General features: G+C 39.6%; 2 protein-coding genes. One reads left to right on the top strand and one right to left on the bottom strand.

The genetic code is table 11. The features are described from left to right. Positions 1-1,227, bottom strand: a 1,227-nt coding sequence (locus GCCT14_RS04685) for a 1-deoxy-D-xylulose-5-phosphate synthase N-terminal domain-containing protein (RefSeq protein ID WP_275655992.1), incomplete at its 3' end; no start/stop codon positions are given. Between the two features lie 194 nt (positions 1,228-1,421). Between GCCT14_RS04685 and GCCT14_RS04680 the strand changes: the two genes are divergently transcribed. Then, a partial coding sequence (locus GCCT14_RS04680) for an alanine--tRNA ligase-related protein (protein WP_239978382.1) occupies positions 1,422-1,857 on the top strand: 436 nt, incomplete at its 3' end.

Here is a 1,857-nt window from a genome sequence, read left to right as displayed (position 1 = left end):
AGAGAGGTTCTCTTTACTTACAACACTATACTCTTTCAACAGAGTCTTATCTGAAGACGACAAATCTGCAGATCCTCCGCAGAGAAAAGGAATACGTTTTACTAATGCGGAAAGAACGTCTTGTGAAAGATTTCTTCCAGGCTGATTATGATCCAGCTCGATCTCCCAAATTTCCTTTTCAATTCCTTCCTGAGGAAGTGACCTTTGCCCCTGATAGATGCCTCTAGCCTCAATATTTATCTCAAGCCATTTATTAAAATCCGCAGACCATTTTTTCGCCTGATCCACACGTTCTAGTATTTTTACAGAAAAAAAATCTGAGACTTCACTAGGCAGATAGAAAGACTCAATAGGGAAATTTACAGCTCTTTTCAACCGGTCAACCGCATCTTGTCCAAGAGGGGCGCCATGCACAAGATTAGTTCCGCTGTTAACTGGAGAACCCTTCCCAATAATTGTTCTAGCGACAATTAAGGTAGGAACTGTTTGTTGTTCTCTTAATGAATAAAATGCCTTGTGAAGTTCTTGAAGATCATGTCCATCAATCTCAACGATATCCCATCCACAACTTTTGAAACGCAATGTTATATCATCGGTCCAACAATCTTTCGTAAATCCATCTAAACAAATCCCATTAGAGTCAAAAACAACAATGAGATTATCAAGTTTTAAGTGACCAGCGAAGGAAGATACTTCATAAGAAATGCCTTCCATCAAACAACCGTCACCACACAACGCAATTACTTTAGGCTGTGAAGGCCTCCCTTCTTCCTTTCCTGAAGAATAAAACATCTTGAGCGACAATGCCTGTCCAACAGCATGCCCCAAGCCTTGACCTAGAGGTCCAGTTGTACTTTCAACACCAGCTGTTACTCCCCTCTCAGGATGCCCTGGTGTCTTTGAGTTAAGCCTTCTGAATTCTCGCAAATCATCTATAGAAAGGTCGAATCCAGATAAGTAGAGACAAGAGTAAAGAAAAGCAGAACCATGACCAGCAGAAAGAATGAAACGATCTCGGCCTTCCCAGTCTGGATCTTTAGGGTTAAATCTAAGAAATAGACCGAACAAGTATGCTCCAATTTCAGCACAACCTAGAGGAAGTCCAGGATGTCCTGAATTGGCATTCTGAACCATATCTACTGAAAGGCATCGAATTGCAGTTGCAACTCTACTCAATTCAAAAATCATGTCATCAGAAAGAAGATTAGCCCTTGGAAAAGGAGTCATAACTGAGAACCTATTGGAAAAGGGGATAAATTTTCTATACTTTCGAAATAGCTAATAAGGCTAGTTGCGCAAAAAACTGTAGCTTGAATGCAAAATTAAACATCCTAATAGAACCCTCCATCTTTCTTTGAGAGAAGCTCCTAAGATATGACGGAATACGTCAATAATTTCAGCAATGAAGGAGATAGCGCCATATGCTCGGACATGAAATTAGAGAAGCCTTTTTCCAGTTTTTTCAAAAATACAATCACCATCTATTTCCATCTTCTTCACTTCTTCCTAAAACTGACCCAACACTTCTTTTTGTCAATGCTGGCATGAATCAATTTAAGGATATTTTTCTTAAAAAACGCTCATCAGCTGTACCTCAAGCTATTTCATGTCAAAAATGTCTTCGTTGTGGAGGAAAACATAATGACATCGAAAATGTTGGTCACACTAGCAGGCACCTTACATTCTTTGAAATGTTAGGGAACTTTTCATTTGGAGGTTACTACAAAGAAAATGCGATTGAGCTAGCTTGGAAGGCTTCTCTAGAAGTTTTTCAAATGGATCCAAAAAGGATTTTTGTCTCCATATTAGAAGGAGACCAAGAGACAGCCGACCTTTGGTCTAAATGGGTTCCTCAAG

This window comes from Candidatus Similichlamydia epinepheli (assembly GCF_003056015.1).
Note: the sequence above shows the minus strand (reverse complement) of the source record. Positions and strands in the feature narration are given on the sequence as shown.